The sequence below is a fragment of the Pedobacter aquatilis genome (assembly GCF_030409415.1).
Classification (GTDB): Bacteria; Bacteroidota; Bacteroidia; order Sphingobacteriales; family Sphingobacteriaceae; genus Pedobacter; species Pedobacter aquatilis.
Window position 1 is genome coordinate 471,819 of record NZ_JAUFPW010000012.1, and the last position, 12,570, is coordinate 484,388.

The 12,570-nt window shown below is 40.9% G+C and carries 11 protein-coding genes; 3 read left to right on the forward strand and 8 right to left on the reverse strand.

Annotation, left to right across the window (positions count from 1 at the left end):
- Positions 1-15 precede the first annotated feature (15 nt).
- Both QWY86_RS06100 and QWY86_RS06105 read left to right on the forward strand, forming a co-directional pair.
- Positions 16-1,188 (forward strand): glycosyltransferase, encoded by a 1,173-nt coding sequence (locus QWY86_RS06100; RefSeq protein ID WP_290239828.1) that lies wholly within the window; start codon positions 16-18, stop codon positions 1,186-1,188.
- Between the two features lies 1 nt (position 1,189).
- Positions 1,190-2,008 carry a glycosyltransferase family 2 protein gene (locus QWY86_RS06105; RefSeq protein WP_290239830.1) on the forward strand — a complete coding sequence of 273 codons (819 nt, stop codon included), beginning with the start codon at positions 1,190-1,192 and terminating at the stop codon, positions 2,006-2,008.
- Here QWY86_RS06105 and QWY86_RS06110 read toward each other — a convergent pair.
- The 6 genes from QWY86_RS06110 to QWY86_RS06135 all read right to left on the reverse strand — a co-directional run bounded on the left by QWY86_RS06110 (position 2,005) and on the right by QWY86_RS06135 (position 8,849).
- Positions 2,005-3,054 (reverse strand): glycosyltransferase, encoded by a 1,050-nt coding sequence (locus tag QWY86_RS06110; RefSeq protein WP_290239831.1) that lies wholly within the window; start codon positions 3,052-3,054, stop codon positions 2,005-2,007. The two genes, QWY86_RS06105 and QWY86_RS06110, sit on opposite strands and share 4 nt — an antisense overlap.
- A gap of 4 nt (positions 3,055-3,058) precedes the next feature.
- Positions 3,059-4,396: a bifunctional PIG-L family deacetylase/class I SAM-dependent methyltransferase gene (locus tag QWY86_RS06115; RefSeq protein WP_290239833.1), complete on the reverse strand. Its 1,338-nt coding sequence runs from the start codon at positions 4,394-4,396 to the stop codon at positions 3,059-3,061.
- Complete coding sequence (locus QWY86_RS06120) at positions 4,371-5,519, reverse strand: acyl-CoA dehydrogenase family protein (protein ID WP_290239834.1); 1,149 nt, start codon at positions 5,517-5,519, stop codon at positions 4,371-4,373. Before QWY86_RS06120 ends, QWY86_RS06115 begins: the two co-directional genes overlap by 26 nt.
- Complete coding sequence (locus QWY86_RS06125; protein ID WP_290239835.1) at positions 5,519-6,613, reverse strand: glycosyltransferase; 1,095 nt, start codon at positions 6,611-6,613, stop codon at positions 5,519-5,521. The genes QWY86_RS06120 and QWY86_RS06125 overlap by 1 nt, the downstream gene beginning before the upstream one ends.
- A 102-nt stretch (positions 6,614-6,715) precedes the next feature.
- Positions 6,716-7,687 (reverse strand): beta-propeller domain-containing protein, encoded by a 972-nt coding sequence (locus QWY86_RS06130; RefSeq protein ID WP_290239836.1) that lies wholly within the window; start codon positions 7,685-7,687, stop codon positions 6,716-6,718.
- 1 nt (position 7,688) lies between these two features.
- On the reverse strand, positions 7,689-8,849 hold the full coding sequence (locus tag QWY86_RS06135) for a PQQ-dependent sugar dehydrogenase (protein ID WP_290239837.1): 1,161 nt from the start codon (positions 8,847-8,849) through the stop codon (positions 7,689-7,691).
- 252 nt (positions 8,850-9,101) lie between these two features.
- Between QWY86_RS06135 and QWY86_RS06140 the strand changes: the two genes are divergently transcribed.
- Complete coding sequence (locus QWY86_RS06140; RefSeq protein ID WP_290239838.1) at positions 9,102-9,770, forward strand: DUF2490 domain-containing protein; 669 nt, start codon at positions 9,102-9,104, stop codon at positions 9,768-9,770.
- Between the two features lie 1,129 nt (positions 9,771-10,899).
- On the opposite strand, the gene QWY86_RS06145 is transcribed toward QWY86_RS06140, so the two are convergent.
- Both QWY86_RS06145 and QWY86_RS20210 read right to left on the reverse strand, forming a co-directional pair.
- On the reverse strand, positions 10,900-12,075 hold the full coding sequence (locus QWY86_RS06145) for a helix-turn-helix domain-containing protein (RefSeq protein WP_290239839.1): 1,176 nt from the start codon (positions 12,073-12,075) through the stop codon (positions 10,900-10,902).
- 190 nt (positions 12,076-12,265) lie between these two features.
- Positions 12,266-12,433 (reverse strand): DoxX family protein, encoded by a 168-nt coding sequence (locus tag QWY86_RS20210; protein ID WP_494338193.1) that lies wholly within the window; start codon positions 12,431-12,433, stop codon positions 12,266-12,268.
- Between the last annotated feature and the right edge of the window lie 137 nt (positions 12,434-12,570).

The window sequence follows — 12,570 nt, forward strand, 5'->3', positions numbered from 1 at the left end:
TTAGCATATTTTCAAATGTCTTTAACTCCAGAAACGAGTTATCTTTTTACTCAGGATATTCATTCAGCACTTAAGGCCAGTGTTATTGTTCCTGTAAGGAATGAATCTGAGGCCATTTACCGAACCTTGCTTGCACTGTATAACCAGTTTAATGATGAAGGCTGCCGGATGAATCAAAATTCCTATGAGGTGCTCGTACTTATCAATAATTGCACAGATAATACCCTGCTGGTCTGCGAATCCTTTAAGCAAAACCATCCTGAATTCAACTTATTTATCGAGTGTATCGACTTTCCCACCGAGCAAGCTCATGTGGGTTCAGCCAGAAGATTGCTTATGGATGCCGCCTGCAGGCGGCTGATGGCTGTAAGAGGAGAGAAGGGGATTATTATTTCTACCGATGGGGATAGTGAAGTAGACTCACTTTGGCTTTATCATACTTTACGCGAAGTTGAAAGCGGAGCGGACGTTGTGGGCGGCAGGATCCTTTCCTTTGATGTTCCACAAGGGGCGAGGCTCCATCATCTCAGAAACGTTGCCTACCGATACCTCAAAGCACGTCTTGAATCGGAAATTGACCCCTGTACAGAAAATCCATGGCCTCGTCACTTCCAATGTTACGGGCCAAGTCTGGCGGTTACCTGCAGAATGTATGAAATTGCTGGAAGAATTCCTGCTATTCCTTATCTGGAAGATGAAGAATTTCGTAAGGCTTTGAAACGGGTTGACGCTAAAATACGTAATTCGCCTAATGTAAAGGTGCAGACTTCTTCCCGTTTGGATGGAAGAGTAGCTTTCGGCTTTTCAGTGCAGTTACAACGCTGGGGAGAAATGGATAAATGGGATGAGGAGCAGGTGGAATCCTTAATGACATTAATTTACAAATACCAGCTCAAACACCGTTTAAGAGCCTGTTGGCAAAGACAACCCAAAGTTTTGCCTGGGATAATATTTACTCAATCTAATCTGGATGAGCAGGTATTGAGCAATCTCTGGGAAAAACACACTTATTTTGAATCTTTTTGGGAATCCCTTGAAGCTTGGCTAGATGAGGGTGGAGGTGAACTTATTAATATGCAGCCCATATCTGAGGCCATATTTTCGTTAAGAAATTACTTCTGTGATCGCCAAAAGTCCGTATTAAAGGCAGTTTCTGAGCCGTCAGTATCAAAAATTATTGCCGTTTGATATGACTAAAATATCTGTACTTACCCTGGTTAGCGGAAGAACGACAGCGCTGCTAAATCTTTTAAAGGGATTGAACATTAGTACCCTCGCGCCAGATGAGCTTATTGTAGTTTTCATGAACGAGCAGCCTAAGCCCCTTCCTGAAATGGCTTTTCCGGTGTTTTGTTTTGAAATAAATGCGGACGGACATCTCCCGCTGTCAGGTGCAAGAAATCTGGCCTGTTTAAAAGCTAGCGGAGATTTACTTATCTTCTTAGATGTGGACTGCATACCATCCAATGATCTCATTGCGAATTATCGAGCTGCCTGTTCAGCGGATTGCCTTTTGAGTGGTAAAGTCAGGTATTTAAAAAATATGAATGGGCAGCCTTTGCCATCATTAAATGATTTAATTGCTTTTAGTAAAGTAGATCCCATCCGAAAGCACTTAAAAGAAATAAGCTATGAATTATTCTGGTCATTGAACTTTGCCTGTTTAAAAACAACCTATCAGAACATCGGCGGATTTGATGAACTTTTCGAAGGCTATGGAGGGGAAGACACAGACTTCGCGTTCTCGGCAAAAGAAAAACAAATCCCTATAAAGCTAGTTGAGGCCCTTGCCTTCCACCAACATCACCAGAGCTACTCCCCACCCCTAAATCATCTTGATGATATCATTAGAAATGCGCAGTATTTTTTTAAAAAGTGGGGCAGCTGGCCAATGAGCGGCTGGCTGGAAAAATTCCAGCAGGCTGGTCTTATCTCTATAAAAGAAGGAAATATCAATAAACTTCGAAGTCCGTCCTTGGAGGAATTGAAAATGGCCAGAAAACCTTAAGCAATACCTAGCTCCTGCGCAGTATCAGAAATCGCAGCAGCGAACTTTTCTACCGCGTCTTCTGTAATTACCTCATCCCAGTCCACCGCTGTTTGGCATAAATTTGATAAAATCTGCGGCCAATTGACCTGGTAAATTTTTGAGGGATGAATGATTTCAACGCCACTGCGTAATTCTATCGAAGCCGCTTTCTCTTCCTGTTCAAAAAAAGGCCTGGGTTCTGGAATACCAACGAAGTTTTTGTTCAGGCTTGCAACTTCCATGACCGTATTATGTCCGGTATTGCCAATAACGATTGCGGCCTGGGAGAGTTCTTCGAAAGGATCGCTACAGTGTTGAAGGTAGCGAACATTTGAGCAATGTTCCCCTGAGGTAATCTGACCTAGGATATGAAAATCAAAACTTTTACACTGGCTTGCCAGGTAGCTAATAAATTCGGGGTTTATGGAACTGCCACCACTACCAATTAATATCACTATTCTGTTTTTTACAACAGCAGCGTTGGATTTTCGGCCGTCAAATCTTGAAAATCCACCTGTGAAAATTGTTTTTTCAAAAATCCAGTCCTCTTTTCCGACGTGAAGCGACTTTGAAAAAGGTGCTATCAGTCTTTGAGCACTTTCATAACCCATCAAATGCGCATCATCCGTCCTTTGACCATGTTGTCTGACAACGATGGTCGGTATGCCGCTTAACCGGGCAAGCAGGGTGACCTCAACAGATACATCCACCACTAAAATAATCGGGTAAAATTTTTTAAACGCTGCGGTCAAAATGGCAACACGTTCGGTGATGCCTGAGATAAGCAAGGGCGCGTAGTGTAGCATGCTTAAAGCTCGCTGATCCACCAAGGATGGTTGAGTTTGAACGGCAACATCCAATGGTAAATGCACCACCTCGACATTTGCAGGCAGGTTAGCCACTGCGTTAAGCCCACTGCCAAAGAGAATAACCTTATTATTCTTTAAGTGTTTTAAGATTTGCAGGGTCCTCATTAAATGACCCGAGCCGTGATGATGAATATAAAAAGCAATATTAACAGCCATAAGATTATCTTTTTTGGTAAACATCTAGTCGGTAATCTTGTGTTCTATCTGCCTTCAGGCTGATATAATTCAGCTGCTTAAAACAATCATGAACATCATCCCCGGTTAATGGGTAATCGACCACAAAATGCGTCCAGTGTACAAGAACTAAAACCCCACCGCTAAGCAAAGCATCATCAATTTTTTCAATTGCTTTTAACAAATCTTTTTTTAGTAAATAATAGCCAACTTCGCTTAAGATGATAAGGTCGTATTGGCCAGCCGGAAATTCTTGTGGTATTGCAGCCCTATAAAAGTCAACGTGCTTTTGATGCGCCATATTTCCCTTTGCTATCTTTAGAGCATTTTCGCTTAGGTCGATAGCGGTTAGATGTTTACATATTTTAGCAAGCTGCGCGGTAAAAACGCCAATTGAACAACCTATTTCAAGCGCCCGCTCATAAATCCTATCAGGTATAGAGGATAGTGTATGATCGTATTTGTCCTTTTCATAATTACTCGTGGTAAAGCTCCACGGATCATCACTGCTCAGATATAACGCGTCGAAATAATCCGCCGATAGTGACTGCTCAGGGTTAAGCTTTTGTCTTTCTAAAAAGAATTCATCCTCGATTGTAAAATTAGAAATCATTTCCTCACTCAGTCTAAATCCCATAGGGTCATCATCAATGAGCGCTGTAGTTTGAGAAGCATGTGCGTATATGCAGGCTTTTTTTAATTCAAGATACCTGCTGATGTTCACCAACTTCAGCTCTCCAGGATTTATTTTAGGAATATCTTCCGGGCTCGCATTCTGGTATAACCAAATGGGATATTCCCATATTCTTGGCCGATTGATCTTTGCTTTCTCAAGCGCCGCCATCAATAGCTGCCAGCTGGCTCTGTGGTCCCTGTGAGGATCGAGCTCATAGGGTACTAGGATCAAGTCAGGATTAAATGATAAAAGATCTGCTGTTAGTTTTTCTGCCAGCTCGCTAAAACCATTTTCACCCCTTGAGGGCATAGCAGAATCTTTAGCCCTATAACTCAAGAGATCAGCGTTATCGAATCCCAAAATATTCAGTGCATTTAAAAGCTCATCATGACGAACCTGTGTAAGGCGCGCTTGGGGAAATTTTACTGAATGAGTATGAGATTGACTTCCATCAGTTGTCAGGATAAACTTAAAAACTACGCCTTTAGCCTTTAGTATCGATACCAAGCCTGCACAGGCTAAAGATTCATCATCGGGATGAGGAATGATGAGCATACATTTATTCACCTGATTGAATACTTCATCAGTGGCTGGTATGGCCTGAGACCAAAATGCAGGTTTATTAAATCCCGAATCGCTCAAATTCATCTTCATTATTTATAAAAAAATCACTAATGTTTAACCGCGTCAGATCAGGAGCTGGCTGGCGAAGATAAAATGTCAAATCACGGTGTAATCTTTCCAGGCTACCAGGCCGCATCAGTCCCCTTGCGCCGACACATTTATTACTATCCTGAATGATTAGCAGGCAAATTTCTTCCACCATAACCCTGGCCATATTAGCCAGTGTCACTAAGGCGGCCCCATGCTCGGATTGGCCGTGCAATTTGTCAAATTCTTCCCCAGCACGGCTTATCCATAGTCTTCCGGAGATTAATTGAGTGCTTATCGATGATAACCGAAGGCGTTGTATGGGGTCTGCTGTTCTGGATAAGTTTTTTAAGAAGGAAAGGGTGTCGGCAGCAATCGCTTCTGCTCCTCCGAGTTGTACTGCAGCAAAGCGAATGGCGCCAGCGCTAAAATAAGGTTGTTTGAGGTAAATGCCTGGAGAGGAAAGCAAATCTTCGGCAGACACCGGGTATGCTGAAAAGTCAACTTTGTAACTACAGGAGGCTTTCATTCCAAGTGGCTGCCAGCTATTTTTATCTATTTTATGCTGATTCAAATTCGCCATCGGTAGCACCGCCATCTGCCAGCCATTTCGCTCTTGGGTATCAATGTTCCCCGTTACAATAGCCCTATTGACCACACCCGCGCCAGAACAAAAACTCTTTGAACCACGAAGCTCAAAACCCTGCCCGGTAGGGATGAAATGGATTCCGTCAGATTCCTGCGTATTCCAGACGGCAAATAAAAAGTTTTTTGTTCTAACCTCTTCAAACCAAATTCTTTTCTGATCCTGGTTTGCATAAAGGTGAATCAAATGAAGTGCATTGATATGGCCTTCAAATATTCTGCCTACAGAAAGGTTTGCCTTTCCAACATCCTTTAATATTTGTAATAGTGCTTTGGTATTGCCCAAATTAAAATCAAGCGGGGCGCCAGGCAACACAATGCTTAATAGACCGGCCTTAGCCAGTGTTTTAATGCTTTCTCTGATTTCTTCAGGGTGCGCTTCGCAAATCTCAGCTTGCTTAGCAATTTCATTGAGCGCCTGTTGATGTAGTTCATCTTGGTTAAATTTAGAGGATGGTTTATAAATTTCTTTCATTAAATAGTAAATATTTTAGTGCGGGACTTATCAGCCACAACATTAAGTAAATGTTCATAATGGGTTATCATTGTCTCAATATCAAACTGTTCGCTGGCGTACCTGCCTATTGTTTCCCGGTTAAGTTGTTGAGCCTCGAGGATTGCTTTAGCTAAGGCATCCGTGTCTGCAAAGTCAACCAAAATCCCGCAAGAGGGATTAATCAGCTCAGAGAGTGCTCCCATTCTAAACCCTGCTACTGGTGTACCTGTAGCCATGGCCTCTGCAATTACCAGTCCGAACGGCTCCTGCCAGGTTGGGGTCACAACACATACCTGAGCGTTAGCAATCAATTTCTGAAGTGCCTTTCGCTCGAGCAACCCTAGTAGTTCAATTTTTTCGTGCAATAAAGGTTCAATTTCATTTTTAAAGTATTTCTGATCTGCAATCCCGCCGGCAATTTTTAGTTTTATACCTGCTTTTTTGCAGGCATTGATGGCATATTGAAGTCCCTTATCTGGATGGATTCTTCCAAACCATACCGCATAGGGCTCCTGATGAGTTGAATGGGGTATTGCTGACCACTCACTTAAATCGATTCCGTTTGGTATCACCTCGCAATCCTGAATGAGCGCTGACCAATTTTTTGCATTAAACTGTGAAACAGTGGCATAGTTTACAACGGGATTTACGCGTTCAGCTTTTATAGCAAGTGAAAGTTCATAAAATGGGGGCGTATGCAAAACAGTCAGCATCGGCGTATCAATTAACGAAGCCATTGTTATGGGAATGTAATGTAGCGAATTATTAAATACCACGTCCAGCCCGTAGCTGTCGAGTTTCATCATCAATTCGAAATAAGCATGGTGTTCTGCTATATATTCAGAAGGAAGGTCCTTCCTTTTAATTCTCAAGCCCGAACTTTTATCATAATAGTCATCACTTAGTATCGGGTCAAGTGGTAAATTACTGTCGGAGGATGAACTGGCGAAGAGGGTAACTTGATGACCCCTTGAGCCTAGCAGTGAAGTTATCTGGTGAGTAAATACTTCAAGCCCCCCTGCAAACGGCGCAATGATAGGATGTTTGAGGTGGGCGATAATTCCAATTTTCATAAGTAAGTTATATTAGCATAGACATTGAAAAGCGCTATTAAGTTTTATAAAAAAAGAACAACTATTTTTCGATAGTTGCTCTTTTGATATTAGTAGTGTAGATTACTTAACAGGTTTATAAACTGCTTTCTGTATGGCAAAAGTTTTCACCGGGACCTGATTGCTATCGATTAACTGGTTGAACTGAGCGTTCATTATCCAAATGTCCTTTCCGTTTTGTGTTGCTGTGGATGGATAAGTAAAACGATCGGTTGAAAGTGTGGATGCGCTGACCTTGGCAGTTTTCCAATTATCAGTCGTAGTAAGTTGATAGATTTTGTCGCTGCCACCATTTACGACCATGTTCAGTGTGTTGTTATCGCTTAGTAAAAGTCCGTCTGCACCCATAAAAAATTGTTCTATGTCAATTTTTGTTATACTTTTAGGATTCTTAATGTCTATTTTAAAAAGCTGGCCTTTAGAGCTGTTGTCGACAATGAGAAACCCATCGGGATGAAAAACAATTCCATTCAGACCAACGCCTTCCGTTTTAAAAACATCATCTTTTGCAAACACAGTTGGCTTACCAGCGGCTGTAACCTTATATATCGCGCCAGCGAAGCTGTCAGTGATGTAGGCGTTGTTCTGTCCGTCAAAGGCGATATCATTTGCGAAATGTTTCCCCGGAATCAGGCCAGAGAGATCAATGTCCGAAAGCTTCTTGCCCGAAGAGAGGTCAATAGAGATGATTCTTGCCATTTTCATCCTGGTAACAGGACTTGTAAATTTACTGTAATTCGCATCCGCCACGCAGGCAAATAACCTTTTGCCATCTGGATGAATTTTGATGCCGTAAGTTGATTTTAATGTGGTGTCGCCATGAAGAATGCTATAGGCACCCTGTGGAGTTACTTTTCCAATATTGCCCAGTCTCGCTGAAGAAACATAGTAAAGGTTTGCTGCTTTGTCATAAGCAATCCCTTCAGGATAACTTTCCAGGGCATCAAAATTAATTCGTGGTGTTGGTTCGGCTTTCATTGCAGCAATACCCGCCAGGCTGGCAATGCTTATCGCGATGTATATTATCTTTTTCATCTTATTTCGTTCTTTTTACAAGGTAAATATTTCCTGAGGCATCATCTGATATGTAAATCATACCATCTTTGGTGACTGTTATCCCGGCCGGTCTTCCGAATCTGGAATCTCCCTGAAGGAAGCCGCTTAAGAAATCCTCTGCTTTAACCGCTTTGCCATTTTCGAAATGAATTCGTTGAACTTTAAAGCCAACGGGTTTTTCTGCATTCCATGATCCATGCCAAGCAACCAGTCCATCGCCAGCCCATTCCTTGGGAATATTTAATGCGCCCCTGAAGAAGCTAAACCCTATTGGCGCCATATGTGCTGTAAGCTCCATTACCGATGGCTCAGTTCCCTTAACCACTGCTTCTTTTGTATTTCCAGCGGGATCTTCCCGGCTCTTGTCTACTTCTCTTTTCCCATAAGCATATGGGAAGCCATAATCAGCGCCTTGTTTAATTTGATTGACTTCCTCAGGTGGCCATTCACTTCCCTTTGCATCACCTCCATTATCTATTCCCCACATTTCCTTAGTTTGGGGATGCCAGTCGAAGCCTATGGTGTTCCGCAGACCGCTGGCATAAAGCTTTCTGGTCCAATTTTTCGGGTCAACCTGAAGCATAACTGCAGTTTCCTTGTCACTTTCCTTACAGTCGTTACACAAAGAACCAACGGAGATGTATAGCATTCCATCAGGACCGAAGTCCATCGTGCGGTTTGGATGCTGCCCGCCATCGGGCAAGTCTTTAATTAAGGTTTCTTTCCCATATGTATTTAGGGTTCCGTCTGGTTTGACCGGGTATCTGCGAACTTCATTGCTGTTGCACAAGTACATCCAATTGTCCTTCATGGTAATTCCATGCACCCCTTTAAAGTCAGAGACGGCTGTAATTAAGTTGTCGAATTTTCCATCTTTGTTTTTATCCTCAAGCAAAAGCACATCGCCTCCATCTCTCCTGGTTACATATACATTTCCTTGAGGACTTGTATAAAGCATGCGTGGTTTTCCAAGACCTGACGCAGCAAGACTGACTTGCCAGCCCTCGGGAACTTTTAGCAAGCTGACCATTTCTGGTTTGAACTCTAGCACCTGAGCGTATTTAGTCACTGATAAAGATTTGGTCACCTCTTGAGGTGGGAGACCGCGTTGGGCATGCGCAGCCAGGGTAGCAGACATCATTAAGCCCAAAGCTGTTAAGCGTAAATTTTTGTTTTTCATATTCCGGTGTTTTCTTTTTTAACACTTTTTTTTCCGCGATAGTTTTGGTTATAATTTATAATTGAAATTGTGCTCATGAACAAGATCCTGGTTATCTATAGCTTAGATACACATTCACAACCCTAAACTACATTGCAATGCAATTAATTCAATAGTATATGAAACTTTTTCAACCAACACGTTGTTGGCCTTGAGCGTATGAAGTTTAAGAGCATGTTATTGATTTTTATTGGGTTTTGCGTTCAGCAGCAAGATTTGTTCGCTCAGCAAAGCCAATTCTGGCTTTTCTGGACCCATACTCAAAAGTTAAGCGAAAAGATTAATTTACTCATAGATGCACAAGGGCGGGCGAGCGTTAACTTAAGGGAGGTAAATACGTTGTTGCTTCGTGGAGCGCTGGCCTATAAACTTTCTGAGCAAAGCAGTATAGCTCTTGGTTATGCTCATAAAGCAGATTTTGAAGGCAAAAAAAATAGCGGCTATGAAAATCGCCTGTACCAGCAGTATGCCTATAATTTTAAGATAAACAAAATAGAGGTTGAAATTAGAGGCCGATTCGAGGAGCGATTTTTGAGTGACTCGGTTACCAATTTTGCCTTAAGGGCTAGGGGCTTTGTATCCGCCCAGATTCCAATAATTGCAGATAAGGACTTTTCATCGGGCCTATTTGCTGGCCTACAAAATGAACTTTTTGTAAATGTGCTAAATAAGCAATACGTTAACAATTATTTTTTTGATCAAAATAGACCATATCTTTCGCTGGGTTACCGGTTCAATAAAAAAGTGGAAACATCCATTGATTATGGTTTGATGAGCGATCAGGGTAAAGTGCATAGGTCAGTTATTTCTGTTTTTCGTTTATCGCTTACCACAGACTTTTAGTAAAGGTAAGCTTTAAATGTATCGACTTGGTTGTAGGGGCACAAGTAGGTTAGGTATCCTTTCAAAATGTGTTATACCTAAGACCGGCCGTATTCCTTGTGAAAAATTTAATTCATTTTATCTCAATATATTCAGATTAAATCTGCCTTGGCTGATTAAATTGATAAAAATTTAGTTTGATTAATGAGCAATCACCTTATCGAGATATGGCCAATGTTAATAAAGACAGTCTACGTAATTAATATGAAAATTACTGTAAGTTGTCCTTTGTGTTAATCAAGGTTTTAATTTTACTTTAAAAAGTCAGCGTGGCTGCTATTTGCAGCGGCTAAAGGAATCATGCAAAAATAGCCAGCTTATTTTCATTGATTCTACCAAGTATTGCCAACCATCTCGGCGTGGTTTTTTTTAATATTACAGGTATCCGTTCCAAGCCATGGCGAGTGCTTAATCATCAAATACATTCGCGCCTGACAAACCTAGCACAGACCAGTCGTATATAGTCACCTTTATTGCATCTCCATCATATCAAAAGGATGCTTGTAGATATCTCCATATGTTCATGAAGATCAGCAAACAAGACTATTCATAACACCTGAGTTAGGCTAGATGCTTTCGTTGCTGATTAGTTGATGTGCAGCTGTGCCAAAGCAGTTTGGAGTTCTTGTAAGTAAACAAGCTGGTGAGAGATTAGCAGTTTGGCTTTTTGACAGCGTGAGGTAGATAGGGGTACTAGCCCTATCATCACCCCTTATTAAGCTGGCAGTGTTAGCTGCATTTTAGAGCGCTTATTATGAAGCATTTTCGAATTCCTCGAACATTGCCTCCAGGGAGCTGTTGTCCTGAAAAACCGCACCGCTAAAAACGTTATTAGCTGTGGAAAGAATAGTCAAGGACTTCTTGTCACAATCAACAAATGTGCTAAGTTCTAAAAATTTTTCTGGTCTGATTTTAAAAACCATTAAGGATTTGCTCTTTGAATAAGGCATTGACGTTTGTTAGTTTAGTTTTCCATACACATCCGCCTTACTTATCAGTGGGGCAGTAGTGCTACAAAAATCTGCCTAATATTTATAAATTAGTAAATCTTTCCTTTTGATTATGTAATGATATTCAAAATCAATACAAATTAACCATTTTTGAGCGCTGAAAGGTAGGTTGAAGGACTCATACCCATAACTTTTTTGAAGGCGACAAAGAAGGTATTTCTTGAAGAAAATCCAGCCTCTAGGGCAATTGCTTCCAGCTTAAATTGTTTCCAATCACCCATATCGAGTCTTTGCTTTATGTATTGGATGCGTAGATTGTTGATGTAGGTATTAAAGTTTGATTCGTAGTAATTATTGAATAATTCTGATAGCTTATGATTTGGAACATCTATTTGGGAAGCAAGTACACTTAATGTTAAGCCAACTTGTTTGAAAGCTTGATTTTCGACAATATGCTGTTCTACTTGTTTTCTGAGTTTGTCATCAACCGGTTTATTTTTTCGCTTCTCAGCTTGGCTTACTCCTTGTTGAAAGGACACCACTGGCCTAGGCTCGCTGAGTTCATCAGGTTTAATTGAAATGCCAAAAATGAGTTCAGGATTCAGAAAGAAAGATAGGCTAAGTAGTAGTAAGGTAAGAGACAAAGCTAAAATGAGCGGACTTTTGTGCAGCATAAAATATGCGCTGTTAGCATTTTGAAGTATCGCCAAATTTAGTAGTAACATACCAATGAAGATTATAGTCAGCAAGCCCGAGAATAAGTAAGCCCACCTTATTATACTAACTTTCTTTCTATGCCTGGAGAAAATATAGGTAAATCGAAGTTGAAGGACCGAATATATAAGTCCTGAGAGCGGAAAGGTGAACCAGTGCCATGGTTCTACAATATATTTGTCTCCTGAAAAGGTGTAATGAAGGTCTACAGCGACCCGATTTACAACAGCCTGCTGTTGCGCTAGATTTAATAGATTATATGGCGCTACAGATATAAAGGCCGGTATTGTAATTAAAAAGTGTAGCAAATGACTTTTTTTAAACTTCGCAAATTTCGGATTTAACGCGCCCCTGAGGTATAAATAAAAGCATGGCCCGATGAAGTAATAAAGGGGCAAGCCTTTATTAAAAAGCATCGGGTAATACTTGATTTGACCAGAATTAGTCAACAAAAATATCAACGCATACCAAGCAGTACTGATGATGGCGACAGCGAGCAGGGCGTTGAGATATCTCTTTTCTCGTCCGTAAATCCATAGGAGGATAACCACGAGAGACAAAATAAAAATTGCGCCGATGACGGTCAGAAAAAAGGGATGCAAGCGAATATTTTAGTTAAAGGAGTTCAAAAATAATAATCTAATGTTTATAGAAAATTAATATTCCTATTTGCTCTTATTTTTTAATATTGCAGCTTTTTAATCACCAGTATATAAGCAATGGCTGAAAAGATAAACGGAACAACCTTTTACCGTCTGTATCCAAACCGGGAGCACCACGCTTATTTACGTATTATGTAATATTGCCAAGGAAAATGGCTACAAACATCAAGGCTGTAATAATGCCCAACCGTTTTTCGTATTGCTTTGGTATTAAGATTAGCGCATTACCTATGGCTATCTCTTCAATTCCTGAATAAATTACGGTATCGTCTATTTTGAGCGGTATCCAATCTGGCACTCGCGCCTGAAAAGCCTCTCTTACAAAAATTATGTGTCTAATCCGGCAAATACTAGCGCCGTCTCCAACAAAATCTTTGCAGCATATCTTAAGTTTACTTTCATAGTGGTATAATTATTTAATTATAAAATAGATAA

Excerpts from the sequence above, each read along its gene's own strand:
- QWY86_RS06100 (WP_290239828.1), top strand. The coding sequence starts at position 16 with ATGTCTTTAACTCCAGAAACGAGTTATCTTTTTACTCAGGATATTCAT.
- QWY86_RS06105 (WP_290239830.1), top strand. The coding sequence starts at position 1,190 with ATGACTAAAATATCTGTACTTACCCTGGTTAGCGGAAGAACGACAGCG.
- QWY86_RS06110 (WP_290239831.1), bottom strand. The coding sequence starts at position 3,054 with ATGGCTGTTAATATTGCTTTTTATATTCATCATCACGGCTCGGGTCAT.
- QWY86_RS06115 (WP_290239833.1), bottom strand. The coding sequence starts at position 4,396 with ATGAATTTGAGCGATTCGGGATTTAATAAACCTGCATTTTGGTCTCAG.
- QWY86_RS06120 (WP_290239834.1), bottom strand. The coding sequence starts at position 5,519 with ATGAAAGAAATTTATAAACCATCCTCTAAATTTAACCAAGATGAACTA.
- QWY86_RS06125 (WP_290239835.1), bottom strand. The coding sequence starts at position 6,613 with ATGAAAATTGGAATTATCGCCCACCTCAAACATCCTATCATTGCGCCG.
- QWY86_RS06130 (WP_290239836.1), bottom strand. The coding sequence starts at position 7,687 with ATGAAAAAGATAATATACATCGCGATAAGCATTGCCAGCCTGGCGGGT.
- QWY86_RS06135 (WP_290239837.1), bottom strand. The coding sequence starts at position 8,849 with ATGATGTCTGCTACCCTGGCTGCGCATGCCCAACGCGGTCTCCCACCT.
- QWY86_RS06140 (WP_290239838.1), top strand. The coding sequence starts at position 9,102 with ATGTTATTGATTTTTATTGGGTTTTGCGTTCAGCAGCAAGATTTGTTC.